The sequence below is a fragment of the Mesorhizobium sp. EU05-FHT14A09 genome (assembly GCF_058790995.1).
On the sequence record NZ_JBYTDF010000008.1, the window covers coordinates 239604 to 254298 of the forward strand.

General features: G+C 61.2%; 15 protein-coding genes and 1 riboswitch. Of the genes, 6 read left to right on the forward strand and 9 right to left on the reverse strand.

All coding sequences use genetic code 11. From position 1 onward, the window contains the following. Window positions 1-85 precede the first annotated feature (85 nt). The 3 genes from AC3WTO_RS24125 to AC3WTO_RS24135 all read right to left on the reverse strand — a co-directional run bounded on the left by AC3WTO_RS24125 (window position 86) and on the right by AC3WTO_RS24135 (window position 3086). Window positions 86-1318: an ABC transporter substrate-binding protein gene (locus AC3WTO_RS24125; RefSeq protein ID WP_492463261.1), complete on the reverse strand. Its 1233-nt coding sequence runs from the start codon at window positions 1316-1318 to the stop codon at window positions 86-88. Window positions 1319-1378: 60 nt separating this feature from the next. Further along, the gene (locus AC3WTO_RS24130) at window positions 1379-2692 is read right to left on the reverse strand and encodes a M20 family metallopeptidase (RefSeq protein WP_492463260.1); all 1314 of its coding nucleotides are present in this window, start codon (window positions 2690-2692) and stop codon (window positions 1379-1381) included. Between the two features lie 88 nt (window positions 2693-2780). Further along, window positions 2781-3086: a hypothetical protein gene (locus AC3WTO_RS24135; protein WP_492463259.1), complete on the reverse strand. Its 306-nt coding sequence runs from the start codon at window positions 3084-3086 to the stop codon at window positions 2781-2783. Window positions 3087-3131: 45 nt separating this feature from the next. Here AC3WTO_RS24135 and AC3WTO_RS24140 point away from each other — a divergent pair, with 45 nt between their 5' ends. Then, entirely contained in the window at window positions 3132-3986 is an 855-nt protein-coding gene (locus tag AC3WTO_RS24140) for a MurR/RpiR family transcriptional regulator (RefSeq protein WP_492463258.1), read from the forward strand. A gap of 85 nt (window positions 3987-4071) precedes the next feature. Here the strand turns inward: AC3WTO_RS24140 and AC3WTO_RS24145 are convergent, their stop codons facing one another. Together AC3WTO_RS24145 and AC3WTO_RS24150 are read right to left on the reverse strand one after the other, a co-directional pair. Continuing rightward, window positions 4072-4791, reverse strand: coding sequence for a L,D-transpeptidase (locus tag AC3WTO_RS24145; protein WP_492463465.1), 720 nt, complete (start codon window positions 4789-4791; stop codon window positions 4072-4074). 249 nt (window positions 4792-5040) lie between these two features. Continuing rightward, a complete protein-coding gene (locus AC3WTO_RS24150; RefSeq protein WP_492463257.1) occupies window positions 5041-5913 on the reverse strand; it encodes a LysR substrate-binding domain-containing protein in 873 nt (290 codons plus the stop codon). A gap of 99 nt (window positions 5914-6012) precedes the next feature. Between AC3WTO_RS24150 and AC3WTO_RS24155 the strand changes: the two genes are divergently transcribed. Next, complete coding sequence (locus AC3WTO_RS24155) at window positions 6013-6918, forward strand: DMT family transporter (protein WP_492463256.1); 906 nt, start codon at window positions 6013-6015, stop codon at window positions 6916-6918. Window positions 6919-6997: 79 nt separating this feature from the next. Continuing rightward, on the forward strand, window positions 6998-7711 hold the full coding sequence (locus AC3WTO_RS24160) for a DUF1868 domain-containing protein (protein ID WP_492463255.1): 714 nt from the start codon (window positions 6998-7000) through the stop codon (window positions 7709-7711). A gap of 24 nt (window positions 7712-7735) precedes the next feature. Here AC3WTO_RS24160 and AC3WTO_RS24165 read toward each other — a convergent pair whose 3' ends face one another. From AC3WTO_RS24165 to AC3WTO_RS24175, 3 genes are all read right to left on the reverse strand, one after another. Then, entirely contained in the window at window positions 7736-8788 is a 1053-nt protein-coding gene (locus AC3WTO_RS24165; protein ID WP_492463254.1) for a M14 family metallopeptidase, read from the reverse strand. Window positions 8789-9093: 305 nt separating this feature from the next. Then, window positions 9094-10476, reverse strand: coding sequence for an FAD-containing oxidoreductase (locus AC3WTO_RS24170; protein WP_492463253.1), 1383 nt, complete (start codon window positions 10474-10476; stop codon window positions 9094-9096). Then, window positions 10473-10934 carry a DUF4126 domain-containing protein gene (locus tag AC3WTO_RS24175; protein ID WP_492463252.1) on the reverse strand — a complete coding sequence of 154 codons (462 nt, stop codon included), beginning with the start codon at window positions 10932-10934 and terminating at the stop codon, window positions 10473-10475. Before AC3WTO_RS24175 ends, AC3WTO_RS24170 begins: the two co-directional genes overlap by 4 nt. A gap of 141 nt (window positions 10935-11075) precedes the next feature. On the opposite strand from AC3WTO_RS24175, the gene AC3WTO_RS24180 reads away from it, so the two are divergent. Beyond that, the gene (locus tag AC3WTO_RS24180) at window positions 11076-11627 is read left to right on the forward strand and encodes a sugar O-acetyltransferase (RefSeq protein ID WP_492463251.1); all 552 of its coding nucleotides are present in this window, start codon (window positions 11076-11078) and stop codon (window positions 11625-11627) included. A gap of 55 nt (window positions 11628-11682) precedes the next feature. After that, window positions 11683-11829, forward strand: a riboswitch (FMN riboswitch). Window positions 11830-11905: 76 nt separating this feature from the next. Next, window positions 11906-12379 (forward strand): 6,7-dimethyl-8-ribityllumazine synthase, encoded by a 474-nt coding sequence (locus AC3WTO_RS24185; protein ID WP_492463250.1) that lies wholly within the window; start codon window positions 11906-11908, stop codon window positions 12377-12379. A 156-nt stretch (window positions 12380-12535) separates the two neighbouring features. Here the strand turns inward: AC3WTO_RS24185 and AC3WTO_RS24190 are convergent, their stop codons facing one another. Further along, entirely contained in the window at window positions 12536-13228 is a 693-nt protein-coding gene (locus tag AC3WTO_RS24190; RefSeq protein WP_492463249.1) for a winged helix-turn-helix transcriptional regulator, read from the reverse strand. A gap of 153 nt (window positions 13229-13381) precedes the next feature. On the opposite strand from AC3WTO_RS24190, the gene AC3WTO_RS24195 reads away from it, so the two are divergent. Next, the gene (locus tag AC3WTO_RS24195) at window positions 13382-14551 is read left to right on the forward strand and encodes an acyl-CoA dehydrogenase family protein (RefSeq protein WP_492463464.1); all 1170 of its coding nucleotides are present in this window, start codon (window positions 13382-13384) and stop codon (window positions 14549-14551) included. Window positions 14552-14695: the final 144 nt, after the last annotated feature.

Genomic DNA, 14695 nt, shown 5'->3' on the forward strand with positions numbered 1-14695 from the left:
CGATGGAGGAGAGTGCCGCGTCGGGAGCGTTTCCGTTTTCGCGGAAACGCTCTTCTGGAATTTTGTCAGGCGCGGCGCTGCTGGATCACTTCATCCAGGCGGGCTGCTTGAACTCGCCGCCTGCATAGTCCTTCGGATAGAACAGCACGCGCTTGCCGTCCTGGATCTGATAGAACTGGATCGGCATTCCGTCCTTGCCCTGGACCGCGAGGTGCGTGGCCGGGTCAAAGCGGGTGCGGCCCATCGCGGTCTGCTTGTCCGCCTTGCCGATCTCGGCACCGATCTCCTTGCGCTTCGCAGGATCGCCGACCTTGGCCAGGGCGTCGGCGTAAAGCATCACCTGCTCGTAGAGCATGACGCCGTAGGAGCCCGGCTCGACATTGTAGGCGCCCTTGTATTTGCCGATGACTTCGTCGGCGCGCGGGTTGCTGGCTGCACGCACCGGGCCGCCGAGCGCGTTGTAGACGATGCCCGAGGACTTCTCCTTGGTCAGTTCCAGGAATTCCGGCACCGACGGTGCATACTGGATGAAGACGAGGCTGTTGGTGGGATTCTCCATGAACTGCCGCATGAAGGTCGCGGCATTCGCGGACACGTAGTCCGTGTTGATGAGCAGAGCCGGCGGATCCTGTCGCACCTTGGCCAGGAAACCGCGCCAGTCGTTGATCTCGCCGAAGGGCAGCAGGTCATTCTGCGTCACTTCCCAGCCGGCGGCCTTGAAGGCCTCGGCCATGCCGTTGGCGATGCCCTTCGAATAGGGGTTGTCGGATGCCACCAGCGCTACCTTCTTGTTCGGCAGCTTCAGCTTGCCGCTTGTGGCAAGCTCGTCGATGACCGGCACGATCTCGGTGTTGTAGGCATCGTAGGACGGTGTCAGCGACCACACGGTGGTGAAGCGGGACGGGTCGGGTGAGACGATGTCCTTCGTCTGCTGAGAATTGCCCGAGACAAGATAGATCATGTCCTGCTCGGCCATCATGTCGATTTCAAAATTGCTGGTGGAGGCATAGCCGGTGAAGATGGCACCCGTCGCCTGGTCGCCGAGCAGGCGCTCGGCGGCGGTCGCAACCTTGTCTGCGCTGGCATCGCCGACGTCGGCGACGACAGCCTCGAAGGTGTGCCCTGCCACGCCGCCGGCCTTGTTGAGGTCCTCGACGGCGAGCTTGACGCCATTGGCCACTTCCTGGCCATCCGCGGCTGCCGGGCCGGTGAGGGGAGCAAGGATGCCCAGCTTGATCACGTCGGCGCTGGCGAAAGCCGTTGAGGCGGCCAGTGCAAGCACGGAGACCGCGCTCATGAAAATACGTCTTGTCAGCATGTCGTTCCCCTTGCCGTTTTTATGTCTGGAGCGTTTCCGTTTTCGCGGAAGCGCGGAGATCTAGCGTGTTCCGCAGTTGTCGATGATCGCCGCGGCGATCACCTTGGTCGTTTCGATCAGGCTGTCGATGTCCACGCATTCATTGTCGCCGTGGAAACCGTCGCCGGCCGGCCCATAAATCACCGGCACCACGCCGGCGCCCGCATAGTGGGCGGCGTCGGTGACGGCTTCGAACCCCTTGATTTCAGGCGCCTTGCGTTGCACATGCCGGGCCCTTTCGGCGAGCGAAGTGACCAGAGGGTCATCGACCGGTGTGTTCATGGGTGGGAAGTTCAGCCCGAACAGATCCCATTCGATCGCCGGAGGATGATCGCGCATCCAGGCGTCAGTCTGGGCAAAATGGCTGACGAAACTCTCAAACTCCGCCTTGACGTCCTCAAAACGCTCCTGCGGCATGAATTTGTAGTCCAGATCGATGGTGACAACGTCCGGAATGATCGCCGCATTGGTCATGATCAGCGGCGTGCCGTCGGGACCAAGGCCTGCTCCACCTCGAATGACGCCGGGGTTGATCGTGGCGAGGCCGGCCGGAGTCAGCGGATGCCAGTTGTCGCGGCAACGTGACTGCTCGAAATCGCGCAGGGCCATCAGGAAACGCGTCGCAAGCTCGATGGCGTTGACGCCAGGCGCGAGACGACCCTGGACATGCGGCTGCGGCCACATCGAATTGAAACGCCAGCCGGCATGAGCCTGCTTGCCGAAGATGGTGACCCGTACCCAGGTCAGTCCGCCCTCGGCCGGAACGATGTTGCCCCAGGTCGGCTCGGCGACGATCGCGCGCCGGGCAAGCCGCTTTTCGCGCTTCACCAGATCCATTGCGCCGAAGCCGCCAGCCTCTTCATCGACAACGCTGTGGATGGCCAGCCTGCCTTCGAGCTCGATGCCAGTCTGTTTCACGGCACGTGCCGCCGCAACACAGGCTGCCACACCAGCTTTCATGTCGACGGCACCGCGTCCCCACAGCTTGCCTTCGGCGATCTCGCCACCGAAAGGATTGCGTTTCCAGCGACTTGCATCGCCAACGGGAACGACATCGATGTGCCCACACAGGATAAGGCTCTTCTCATCCGAACCGTTCCATTCGCCGATCAGGTTCGGACGTCCGGGGAACACATCCCAACCACGCGTTTCAAAGCCGAGCTCTTTGAGGTGACCGGTGAGAAGCGCCTGAACATCGGCTTCACGATTGAGGCCCTGTTCGACCTGGAATTTTGGATTGACGGACGGGATCTTGACCATGTCGCGGGCCAGGCCGACGACATAGTCCCGGTCAGCGTCGATGCGGCTCCAGACCTCTGTCGCTCTATCGGTCATCAGCTATTTTCTCCCGTTTCTGCAGTCTGTGCCGGTCGTGGCGTGCGGCGGTGTTCCTTGGTGGCGACGGCTGCGTTGTCGCTGTCTTTCATGCAGCCTGCGCGGTGGTCCACTGACGCCACCGCAAGGCCCCGGCATGAGGGTGATTTTTTCCGCCCAAGGCGTGCGCTATATGACGTTGCAGGCCGGGTCGGGCGGGAGCCGCAAAGATCGGCAAAGGTGAGCCCGAGAAACGAGTTGCAGCCGAGAAAAAAGAAACACTGCGCTGCGCTGTCGCCCCCTTAGGCGAAGGGACGCCACGCGATGTGCGCAGTGCTGACGGCAAGTTGATTTTCAATTTCAGTTCCCATTCTTTTTTCAAAAGATGATGAAAAAATTCCATCAATGTCAACATATGAATCGCAGTTGACTGAAAAATTTCTATGTGGAAGGGTGAGACATGGAGCTACGACAACAGATCGACAGCCTTGCCGAAACGCTCACGCCTGCCGAGCGAAAGCTTGCTGCCGCATTGCTGTCCGACTACCCGTTCGCCGGACTGCAGACGATCCAGACACTTGCCGAGCAGACTGGCGTTTCGGCGCCCTCGATCACGCGTTTCGTCACCAAACTGGGGTGTCACGGCTATCAGGATTTCCAGCGGCGGCTGATCGGCGAATTGAAGGAAGGTCATCGCTCCCCGGTCGATCTGCATGAGCGCCTGTCCGGCGGCGATGAGGACTTTCTTCAATCCTTCCTGGACCTGACTGCCGAAGCCGTCCGTGCCGCTGGCGAGTCCGTGACGCAGAGCCAATTCGAACGCATCTGCGATCTCGTGGCAGACGACAAGCGCGCCGTCTATATCGTCGGCGGCCGCATCAGCGACGCCATCGCCCAGCATTTCTCACGGCATCTCAGGCAGGTCAGGCGCAATGTTTTCCATCTGCCGCCCGATACGGAGATCTGGCCCGAATACATCCTGCGCATGCGTGCGCGCGACCTTTTGATCATCTTCGACTTCCGCCGTTACCAGCAGCGTCTGGTCGAACTGGCGAGCAAGGTGCGCCAGTCGGCGGGGACATCCGTCATACTCGTCACGGACAAATGGATGTCGCCGGCGGCCGCCTATGCGGCTGAGGTCGTCGCGCTGCCGACGGAAAACAGGACCGCATGGGACAGCTATGCCGGCGCACTCGCGGTTGTCGACGCCATGGTCGCAAGCATCTCGGAACGGGACTGGGATGCGACGCGGGATCGTATCAAGGCGTGGGATGCAGTCAGGTTCGGGCAAGGCGACAAATCGGGAGATATGTGAGCCCAGCCAATGCTGCTGATCTCCCCACTGAGGCTCCGGCCTCGAATGAGGCCGGCATCATTTCCTTCAGACAAGCAGCCAAATTCTACATGACGAGCAGCGGAGCTTTTCCGGAAACGCGATCGTAGAGATCGATCACGTCCTGGTTGAACATGCGCACGCAACCTGCCGAGGCAGACTTTCCGATGGAGCGCCACTGTGGCGATCCATGGATGCGGTAAAGCGTGTCCTTGCCGTCCTTGAAAATGTAGAGCGCCCGTGCACCCAAAGGATTGGTCACGCCCGGTTGCATTCCTTGCCGCCATTTTTCCAGCTTTTGATCGCGGCGGATCATGGCTGCTGGCGGTGTCCAGGTCGGCCATTTGCGTTTCCACTGAACGATCGCGCGGCCTTTCCAGGCATGCCCCTGCTTTCCGAGACCTACGCCATAACGCATGGCCTTGCCGTTGGGCTGCACAAGATAGAGGAAGTTCTGGCGTGTATCGACAACGATCGATCCCGCCGGTTCACCCGTCGGATCGTCGACAAGCTGGCGCCGGAATTTGGGATCGACTTTGCTGATGTCGATGGCGGGCAGGTTATAGCCGCCGTCATCAATGGCCGCATATCTTTGCGCGTCCTTGCTCTGGTAGGCGGCCGGCTCGATGGCAACCGGTGCCGGGGCCGCAACGACGGCCGGCGTCGGCGCAAGGACGGCGGTGGTATTTGTGTTGGCCTGGATTGTCTGTGAGCAACCGGCAGCGATCATGAGCGGCAGAACCGCAATGCCCGGCAAGCACCGCCGAAGCATCGAGATGATAGTCATTTCTGGTTTGTTGCCTTTTTCGGGTCTGGAATGTGGAGACCAGGGCGTTTTCCGCTTTTCACAGAAACGCTCCGGTTCTTGTTCTGACGCAGTTCCGGAAGGAAAACCGCTACGCACTTTTCCTGGCACTGCATCAGAGCCTCGCTTCTTTCTCCATTCCAACGTGACCGCGATGTGTCCGGCTGCCGCACCAGCGCAGATTGTTTTTTGATGTGGTGTAGCGGCAACAGCCGCCGACAAGCGAAAGTCCTAGAGGAACTGAGAGCTGGCGGGCTGGGTAAGGTCGCGGCGGAGAAATTCGTTCAGTCGCTCGACCGCGGGCGTCGCCGACAACGGATTGCGCATGATGCCGATTTCCAGATCCGGAAGCGGCGGCAAGCCTTCATTCTCGCCGATGATGCGCAGGGATGGCGGCACGCTCAATTGCGCCAGCCCGGCAACCGCCAGCCCGGCCTGCACGACGGCGATCAGGCCGAGCAGGCTTGCGCTGGAATAGGTGCAGTGGAAGGCGCGGTCGATGTTGGCCAGCACCTGCATCATGTTCATCCGGGCCGCGCAACCGGGTTCGAACAGGGCAACCGGCAACGGGTCTTTTTCCCAGGCGACATGATTTGGCGAAGCGACCCATACGCAGCGTTCCAGCCGCAGCACTTCCAGTGCCTGATCCGGCAGCCGGGTGATGATCGCGAGATCCAGCCGGCCTTCCTCCAGCGTGTTGACCAAGGCGGTCGACTGCTCGCAGACAAGCTCCACCGTCACCAGCGGATGCGCGGCGGAGAAACGCGATAGTACCGGCGGCAACAGATATGCGGCATAGTCGTCGGGAACACCGAGCCGGACGCTGCCGGCTTCGGCGGGACGGGTGACGCTGGCCAATGCTTCGTCCGAAAGCTTCAGCAGCCGCCGGGCATAAACCAGGAATTCCTCGCCGGCGGTGTTTGGTATCACCGCGCGCGGCGTGCGGGTCAGAAGCTGCTTTCCGATCGATTGCTCGAGCCGCTGCATCTGCATGCTGACAGCCGATTGGCTGCGTCCGACACGCGGTGCGGCATTGGAAAAGCTGCCGCTCTCGGCGATTGCGACGAAGGTTTTCAACAGGTCGAGATCGAGGGGTAGGGCCATAGCGCTATCAACATATCGAATAGCTTTTACCAAATCTATTCGTTTGCGTGAACACGAAGGCAGTGGCTTGTTGGTCGCGACCCGACACGGACTCACACCATGACCGATATGCCGACCAGCCGATTTCCTGCCCTGAGCCTGGCTATTGCGATGATGATCGCCGGCACGGTGGGCGCTTTCGTCACCGAAGCGGGCGTCGATTCCATCACCACCGTGTTCTGGCGTTGCGTTTTCGCGACGCTGTTCCTGGGGGCATGGTGCCTGCTGCGCGGCTATCTGCCGGATCCCGGCCTATCGAGGGCTCGGCTGCTGCGCGCGGCGATCTGCGGCGTATGCATGGTGCTGAGCTGGGTCTTCTTCTTTGCAGGCTTTGCCCGGACGTCGATCGCCGTGATGACGATCATCTATCACATCCAGCCGTTTTTCGTGGTCTTGATCGGTGTCATCTTCCTCAAGGAACGGGTCAGCGCCGACCAGGTTATCTGGATGGTTCTGGCCTTTGCCGGCGTCGTTCTGGCAAGTGGTCTCGTTGCCTCGAGCACGGTGATCAGCACGAGCTGGGCCATCGGCATCCTGATGGCGCTGGGCGGGGCGCTGCTCTATGCGATCGTGACGGTTCTCGCCAAGGGGCTGGGCGAGCAGCGTCCGGAAGTGACGGTGCTATGCCAGACCGTGGTCGGTATTGTCATGCTGGCGCCGCTGGCGAATTTCTCGGCAAGCATCAGTGCCGCGTCGTGGGGATGGTTGATCGGCATTGGCGTGCTGCATACCGGTATCGCCTACGTGATGATGTTTTCAGCCTATCCACGCCTGTCCACTCCGGTCATCGGCGTGCTGACCTTCATCTATCCGGTCGTGGCCATTCTCATCGACTGGGCGATCTACCATCATCCGATCGGGCCGGCGCAGGCGATCGGCATGGTGATGATCGCATCCGCGACATTGGGCGTGCGACTGGGGTGGCGTTTCCCGGGACGGACCGCGTCCATCGCCGCGGCCGAATAGGCCACCACGGCCTGCTGTCACACAGCCTTCAAGCCGAAAACCTACAGAGCGGCTGCAACATCCACCTGCAGGAGCAGCCGTGTCTTACGAACGAAATGATGCCTTCGTCGAAGTCTTCACCGAAATCGGCAAGACCGAGCCACCTCATCATCTCAATCGCCGGTTCGATGCGCAGGGCACCTTTTTGCTGCAGCCGGGCAACACGGTGGTCAGCCATGTCGCGGATGGCTCGGCAACGCAGCAGGCGCTGGTGCGTGTGCGCGAGGCGCTGCAGGCACTGCCTTATGGCGACCGTTTTGCCTACACGCCGGTCTCCAGTCTGCACATGACCGTCTTTCAAGGCACGATCGAAGGACGGCGCAAGTCTGCCTACTGGCCGCAGGAGCTCGCGTCAGAGGCCCCGATCGACGAGACCACGACGTTCTTTCTCGACCGGCTGAAGGCGTTTCCCAAGGCATCGGAGTTTCGCATGCGGCCCGTCGAGGTCACTCCACTGGGGGTGGTGGTGACCGGTGCCACGCTCGCGGATGAACGGAGCATTCGCGCGCTGCGCGACCAGCTGACCGTGCCCTTCGGCTACAGCCACCCCGACCACGACAGCTATACCTTTCACATCACACTGGCCTATCTGAAAGCCTGGCTGCCAGCGGATGCCGAGGCCATCTATCTGCCGGCGCTGGCCGAACTGACACGAAGCTTCGTGGCCGATGTCGAGGTGCTGGAACTCGATCTGCCGGCATTCTGCACCTTCAACGACATGACCGAGTTCAAACCGCAGCACTATCTTGTTTGATCTTCAGGCCGGGGCTGAAGAAGATCAGGCTTCGAGCGTACCGGAGCGGGCATCGTCGCTGCGCTTGCTGCCCAACAGCTTGACGAGATCGTCTCCCTTGCGCGTGACGCGATGTGAGCGCCGGGTCAGGATGTAGCCATCCTGCGGCGCGAAGATTTCGGCTCGGCCATCAGGTTCGCCCGGCGTATGCACGACGGAGGCGAGCCTGTCGCCCTTCTTGACCCAGTCGCCCGGTTTCACGTCATAAAGCACGGCGCCCGCCTTGGGGGCGGGCATCATGTCGATGTTTTCGAGTGGCGCGACAACACCTTCGTAACGGCCGGGTTTTGCCACTGAGGTATCGGCGATGACGCCGCGCGCCACGAGCAGCCGGTAAAGACCCGCGGCATCGGCTTCGGCCGTTGCGCCATCGACGTCGGCAATGCCGCGATACTCGACGGTGGTTACCACGAGGCTTTCCAGCCTCGCCTTGTCGCTGGCAAGATGCGGCTGCAGCGACGCTTCCTCGAAGGCCGAGCCACTTTCACCTTGCCATAGCAGCACTGCTTCAACGCCCATGGCGGCGGCGCAGTCCTGCATCGCTGGCCACAGTACCGAAGGTACGTAGAGATAGGCCGTGCTCTCGTCGTCGCAATGCAGATCGAGCACGATGTCATGGCCGACCGACAGTTTGAGCAACCGTGCCTTCAGGCGCTGGTCGATCGTGGGCAGGTCTTCCTCGTCCGGCAGCAGCGCGACATCGGGCCTGTCGATCAGCGGGAAGTCACGATTGAAGTTGACGCGGTTCGGAAGATGGAAGCGGCCTTCCAACTCGCCGAAGATATATTGGGCGCGGCCGACCGGATTGGCCCATGGCACGACAGTGATGGAGCCTTCGATACGGCCTTCCGCTTCGGCCCTCGCCAGCAGCGGCATCAAGGCGTCGATGGCGACCATACCCGGAAGTTCACCAGCGTGCAGTGCCGCCTGCAGATATGCGGTCGGCGCCTTGGCGTTGCTTCCCCTGAAACGATAGACCGGAAATTCATAGGCAACCCCCTCGCTGTCGCCGGCCAGCCGTTCGATCGTCTTTTCCATGGTCTTCTCCGTCTGGCGCATGACCCCGAAAATCGGGATCGATTTTCGGAAAGGATCATGAGCAAAATCAAATTGTTAGAGCGACCTTTGCGCGTCCGAAAGGACTCGCGGCGCTCCAGGGCAGTGTCGCGGTTTTGCATCCGGAATTGCGCAAAACAAAAAGTCAGAGCATTTCGCGTTTCCGAGAAAAAGCCGAAAACGCTCCAGTGATTACCGTTCTTGCCGTGCCGGCGATGGTGTGTCGAGTGGTCCAGTCCGCACAATGGTGAGCCAGCGATGCGTCAGCAGCCGGGCAAGTCGCCTGGTCAGGCGAGTGGTTTGAGTTCCTGCGCGATCGTCGGCAGCAGTTCGGCGACATTGGGATGGATGTGCACGGCGCGCTGCAACGTCTTCACCGGCGCCTTGGCGTACATCAGATCAAGAACGCAATGCACGGCTTCGTCACCGCCTGGGCCGAGCACGGAACAGCCGAGAATCTCACCGCTGTCGGCATCGACCAGGATCTTCATGAACCCTTGCGTTTCGCCTTTTTCGACCGCACGCCCGACCCGCGTCATCGGGCGCTGGCCAACCAAGGCGCGGCGGCCGGATTTTCGCACGGCTGCTTCCGTCATGCCGGCCCGGCCAAGCGGCGGATCGGTATAGAGCGCGTAGGCTTCGATACGATCGGTGACCTTGCGCGGATCATTGTCGAGCAAGTTGGCCGCAACGATCTCATAGTCGTTATAGGAGGTGTGGGTGAAAGCGCCCTTGCCGTTGCAGTCGCCCATCGCCCAGATATGCGGCACGCTGCTGTGCAACTGGTCGTCGACCTCGATGAAGCCGCGCTTGTCGACCGCCACGCCAGCCTTGTCGAGGCCGAGATCGTCGGTGTTTGGAACACGGCCGAGCGCCAGCAGGACATGCGAGCCCACTACGGGAGGCTTGCCTTGTGCGAACGCCACCGCGTTCAGGTCGCCCTGTCTGGCGAAGGAAATGTCTTCGGCACCGAGATGGACGGTGATTCCTTCCTTCTCGAACATCGACAGGATGGTATCGGAAACCTCCTCATCCTCGCGTCCGATCAGGCGAGAGGCGCGTTCGATGACGGTGACCTCGGAGCCGAAACGGCGAAACATCTGCGCGAATTCGAGTGAGATGTAGCTGCCGCCAACGACCACGAGATGCCGGGGCAGCACGTCGAGATCCATGATCGAGGAGTTGGTGAGGAACGGAACGTCGGCGATGCCGGGCAGATCCGGCACCGAGGCGCGGCCACCGACATTGAGGAAGATCTTGTCGGCGGCGAGCAGGTCCTCGCCGACGCGCACGGTGTGCGGGTCCTCGAAGCTGGCATGGCCGCGAAACAGCGTGCAGCCGGGCATGGAAGCGATCCAGTCTTCCAATCCGTGGCGGGCGTCGTTGGAGACCTTGTCCTTGCGCGCCTTGATCGCCTTCATATCGACACCGACCGGGCCGGACAGCGTCACGCCGTAGTCGGCGGCGCGGCGCGCAAGATGTGCGGCATAGGCACTGGCAACCATCGCCTTGGTCGGCATGCAGCCGGTGTTGACGCAGGTGCCGCCGACCAGCTTGCGCTCGATCAGCGCGACCGTCATGCCAGCGGCGCTCAAGCGGCCTGCGAGCGAGGGGCCGGCCTGGCCGCAACCGATGATGATGGCGTCGAATTTTCTGGCGACGCCTGTCATACGACTGCCATCACGATCAGAAGCGCTCCGACGATGGCAATGATATCCTCTACCAGGGCGGCCGGCAGATCGCGTCCAAAGGCTGCGGCCATCCGGGCTCGCAGTTCCGCGCCACCCAAGGTTCCGATGACCGCGCCTATCAAACCGGCTATGAGGCCGCCTATCACGGCGCCACCAGTCGTGCCGATCACAGCACCCGCAAATGCCCCACCAACCAATCGTGCGCCGAACTGCTGCGGCACTTTTCTACTCGGGGTGGATGGAAGCTGGTCGGCAACCAGTTCGGCCAGGGCGAGAACCGAGAAGATGGCAACGGTGATCCAGTGCCCTACGAAGCTTGCCCAGGTGCCGGCCAAGGGCAGCCAACCAAGGTAGCCTCCCCAAGCCACAGCGGCAGGTGCAGTCATTGTCCTCAGTCCGGCGATGACGCCGATCAGCACAGCAAGCAGATAGAGCATCCAATCCCCCTGGGTAGCCGGTTGCGGCGATCGACCAGCAAATTATCACATGGTCGATATTTGACCATGGCCGCGGTTTGGGGGAGGAGTTTTGCATCGGCACGATTGCCGATGCGGCGGGCAAGCGCTTCGGAGACGACGATGACAAAAAGCGAACGGCACAAGATGGCTGCCGGTGAATGGTACAACTGCGTCGATCCGGAACTCGATGTCTTGCGGCTCACCGCCAGCGAAGCGATCTTCGAGCACAACTCGCTGCCCCCGCGTCGCCGAGACGACATTGCGCCCGCTCTGCGCGCGCTTCTGGGACTGGCAGGGGAGGGCGCCCGCATCGAAGCGCCGTTCCATTGTGCTTATGGCTTCAACATCTTCCTCGGCGATGGCGTTTTTCTAAATGCGTCCTGCATCGTTCTCGACACCGCACCCGTGCGCATCGCCAAAGCGACGATGCTCGGGCCGCATGTTCAGATCTATTGTCCTGAGCACCACAAGGGGGCCGTCGAGCGTCGCGCCGGTCTGGAGATCGGTCGCCCGGTCACGATCGGCGAAAATGCCTGGATCGGTGGCGGAGCCATCATCCTGGGTGGCGTGACGATTGGTGACAACGCCATTGTCGGTGCAGGGGCGGTGGTGACCCGCGATGTGCCTGCCGGAGCTACCGTTGTTGGCAATCCCGCTCGGCCAGTTGGTTGAAACCATTGTTCCTGTGGGTTGACATGCAAGCCATCCACCGCGTTATTAAAGCCGTTAATGTTCTCAGGGCGGGGTGAAAGTCCCCACCGGCGGTAAGAGCTTCGGCTCAAGCCCGCGAGCGCTTTCCGGCTTGCCGGAAAGGTCAGCAGATCCGGTGTGATTCCGGAGCCGACGGTCACAGTCCGGATGGAAGAGAACGAGCGGATGAACGGTGGCGCAAGCTGCCGCTTTTTCGTGTCGTGCGTCCTGATTCTGGTTCGAAACGGAAGGAAGGACCCATGAATCAGCAATCCCAGAAACAGTTCGAAACCCGCCGTGTTGCCGTCATTCGTGCACGTTGGCATGCCGATATCGTCGACCAGTGTGTCGAAAGCTTCGTCAAGGAGGTCGAGGCACTGAGCGGTGGTGGCCTTGTCGTCGACGTGTTCGACGTGCCGGGTGCCTATGAAATCCCGCTGCACGCCAAGACGCTCGCCGAGACCGGCCGTTATGCAGCGGTTCTCGGCACGGCCTTTGTCGTCAATGGCGGCATCTATCGCCACGAATTCGTGGCACAGGCCGTGCTCGACGGCATAATGACCGTGCAGCTCGCGACGGGCGTGCCGGTGCTCTCAGCGGTGCTGACGCCGCACAATTTCCATGACGGCGCCGAGCATCACCGCTTCTTCTTCGAGCATTTCAACGTCAAGGGCCGCGAGGCGGCCCATGCCTGTGTCGAAATCCTCAAGGCGCGTGAACTGATCGCGGCCTGATTGTCCCAGCAAAGGAGCTCCTCCCTGCTGAACGGGCGGAGCTCCTTATCCTGCTTTGGCAAGGCAGGCTGGAGCGCTCCATTTTTGCGAAAACGCCCCAGCTCTTTTTTGCACAACTCCGGACGCAAGACCGCTCCGCACTCCTGCGGAGTTGCTCTAAGGTACCTTTCGCTCGATCGGTGCGAAGCTGCTCAGGCCGAGCCAGGCTTGCATCGCACGGGCGATGCGGTCATCGCCATCGACTTCCAGCCGACCAGAATCGATCTCCTGGCTGAGCCGGGCTATGCCCATCCAGACTGCCGTCATGCTGCGCAGCGAGCCGGTGACCTGCAGGTCTATCTCGAAGCCAGGGTCGGAGTTACACAGATCCACCTTGCCGCTGTCGACAACCAGCCACCAATTCTGCCGCGCTTTCGAGACTTCCGGATACAGAAAGTGAATCGTACAGCGGTGCGGCGGCAGGGGCTCCGGCTTCAGGTTCCGGCGGATATCCCACATCAGCAGCGAAGGATCGAGATTTCTGAGGGTTAGTTGGCTTTCCACCCAGCGGTGACCCCATTCCCCAAGACCCAGAATGATCGGGCGTAAATGCTCGCCTGCTTCCGTCAGATGATATTCGGTCGCGCCCGAATGGCCAGCCCAGGTCTGGATGACGCCTGCGCGCTCCAGCTCCTTCAGTCGTTTCGACAGGAGCGCTGGCGACATTCTGGGCACGCCGCGCCGCAAGTCGTTGAAACGGCTCGATCCCATCAGCATTTCGCGTACGACCAAGGTGGTCCAGCGCGTGCAGAGGATCTCTGACGCCATCGAAACCGGACAGAATTGACCGTAGCCGCCGCGATCACCCATTTCGCACCGCTGGTAGATGGCCTTCTATCAGTAGCACAAATACCGGTGACCTGCACCTACACCTTGAGGCGTAAGCCTTTCGAAGCGATTCAGTTCCTGAACTGGATCGGTGAAAGCAATGGCGCGATCCTCTGTCCAACAGGAGGAAAGATGATGACAAACATTGCACAAGTTCGCTCGAGTGGCGCGGATGGCAGTACGGCGCCGACAGATGTGGTGAGTGTAGCCCGTGAGCTGGTATCCATTCTTGCCGAGCGGGCCACGCGGTTCGACGAGGACGATCGTTTCGTCGCCGACAACTATGTGGTTTTGAAGGAAGCTGGTCTTGTCCAAGCCGGCGTACCGCTCGAACTCGGCGGTGGTGGGGCCGGAATTTCGGATCTGTGCGAGATGCTGCGTGTCATGGCGAGATCCTGTGGCTCGACCGCGCTTGCCTTTGCCATGCACACGCACCAGGTGGCGATCCCCGCGTGGCGCTGGCGCTACCAGAATGTTGCAGCCGTCGAGCCCTTGCTCAGGCGCGTCGCGACAGAAAAGATCATCCTTCTTTCCAGCGGCGGGTCCGACTGGATCGGTGGTTCCGGCAAAGCCGAGAAAGTTGAAGGCGGTTACCGCATCACCGCACGCAAGGTCTTCACATCGGGCGCTGCCGCCGGGGACGTACTCGTGACCGGTGCGATCCTCTGTGACGAGGAGGAGGGCGACAAGGTTATTCATTTCGGGGTGCCGATGCGGGCGCCGGAAGTGCGGATCATGAACAATTGGCGCACACTCGGCATGCGCGGTACCGGTTCCAATGATGTGGTCATCGACGGGCTTTTCATTCCCGATGCCGCAGTGGGTTTTTCGCGTGCGGCAGGGCATTGGCATCCGGTGTTTCAGATCATCGCCACCGTTGCTTTTCCACTGATCTATGCGGTGTATCTGGGCATCGCAGAAAGCGCGCGGGACATTGCCGTCGACATCGCCCGCAAGAAGCCCGCAGGCGAGAATGCGCTGAACCTTGCGGGCCGGATGGATACGGCCCTGCGTGGCGCTCAGATGGCGCATCGTGCGATGGTCGAAGCTGCTGAGCGGAATGCACCTTCAGCGGAAAGCGTCAACGACGTGATGATCGGGCGCTCGCTGGTGGCAAGCCATGGCCTCGAAGTCACTGCGTTGGCTATGGAACTCGCTGGTGGTGCGTCTTTCTATCGCGATCGTGGACTCGAGCGCCGTTTCCGCGACATGCAGGCCGCGCGGTTTCACCCGCTTCAAGCCGGACCGCAGGCGCGCTACGCCGGGGCCATGGCGCTTGGGATGCCGACAGGGAGTATCTTCTGAGGGAGTAGGGCAGTGAGGCAATAGGGCAGTGAGAGATTGGGCTGATACTGCCCTGATCCCTTACTGCCCGACTGCCTTCCCGTTTAGAACAACCCCTCGATCTGGCCCTGGTCGTTGAGGAAGATCTTCTCCGACGATGGCTTG

Coding starts and splice junctions, on each gene's coding strand:
- AC3WTO_RS24125 (WP_492463261.1), bottom strand. CDS start 1,318: ATGCTGACAAGACGTATTTTCATGAGCGCGGTCTCCGTGCTTGCACTG.
- AC3WTO_RS24130 (WP_492463260.1), bottom strand. CDS start 2,692: ATGACCGATAGAGCGACAGAGGTCTGGAGCCGCATCGACGCTGACCGG.
- AC3WTO_RS24135 (WP_492463259.1), bottom strand. CDS start 3,086: ATGTTGACATTGATGGAATTTTTTCATCATCTTTTGAAAAAAGAATGG.
- AC3WTO_RS24140 (WP_492463258.1), top strand. CDS start 3,132: ATGGAGCTACGACAACAGATCGACAGCCTTGCCGAAACGCTCACGCCT.
- AC3WTO_RS24145 (WP_492463465.1), bottom strand. CDS start 4,791: ATGACTATCATCTCGATGCTTCGGCGGTGCTTGCCGGGCATTGCGGTT.
- AC3WTO_RS24150 (WP_492463257.1), bottom strand. CDS start 5,913: ATGGCCCTACCCCTCGATCTCGACCTGTTGAAAACCTTCGTCGCAATC.
- AC3WTO_RS24155 (WP_492463256.1), top strand. CDS start 6,013: ATGACCGATATGCCGACCAGCCGATTTCCTGCCCTGAGCCTGGCTATT.
- AC3WTO_RS24165 (WP_492463254.1), bottom strand. CDS start 8,788: ATGGAAAAGACGATCGAACGGCTGGCCGGCGACAGCGAGGGGGTTGCC.
- AC3WTO_RS24170 (WP_492463253.1), bottom strand. CDS start 10,476: ATGACAGGCGTCGCCAGAAAATTCGACGCCATCATCATCGGTTGCGGC.
- AC3WTO_RS24175 (WP_492463252.1), bottom strand. CDS start 10,934: ATGCTCTATCTGCTTGCTGTGCTGATCGGCGTCATCGCCGGACTGAGG.
- AC3WTO_RS24180 (WP_492463251.1), top strand. CDS start 11,076: ATGACAAAAAGCGAACGGCACAAGATGGCTGCCGGTGAATGGTACAAC.
- AC3WTO_RS24185 (WP_492463250.1), top strand. CDS start 11,906: ATGAATCAGCAATCCCAGAAACAGTTCGAAACCCGCCGTGTTGCCGTC.
- AC3WTO_RS24190 (WP_492463249.1), bottom strand. CDS start 13,228: ATGGGTGATCGCGGCGGCTACGGTCAATTCTGTCCGGTTTCGATGGCG.
- AC3WTO_RS24195 (WP_492463464.1), top strand. CDS start 13,382: ATGACAAACATTGCACAAGTTCGCTCGAGTGGCGCGGATGGCAGTACG.